Origin of the sequence: Psychrobacter sp. Cmf 22.2, from assembly GCF_001921745.1 — a bacterium.
GTDB lineage: Bacteria > Pseudomonadota > Gammaproteobacteria > Pseudomonadales > Moraxellaceae > Psychrobacter.
On the sequence record NZ_MRYA01000025.1, the window covers coordinates 1 to 308 of the forward strand.

The window sequence follows — 308 nt, forward strand, 5'->3', positions numbered from 1 at the left end:
TGCTGACGAAGATGCAGAATACGCCATCGACATGACAATCAATATGTCTGATATTAAAGAGCCGATTCTTTGCTGCCCGAACGATCCAGACGATGCTAAAACATTGGCTGACGTCGCTGGTGATACCATTGATGAAGTATTCATTGGTTCATGTATGACCAACATTGGTCATTTCCGTGCAGCGGGTAAACTGCTACAAGATGTACCAGCAGGTAGCCTCAAAACTCGTCTATGGATTGCGCCACCAACGAAAATGGATGCGCGCCAATTGATGGAAGAAGGTTATTACAACATTTATGCACAAGCCG

Annotated in this window: 1 pseudogene; it reads left to right on the forward strand. The window is 45.1% G+C overall.

The features are described from left to right. A pseudogene (locus tag BTV98_RS13180) lies at positions 1-308 on the forward strand (aconitate hydratase B); the annotation flags it as partial.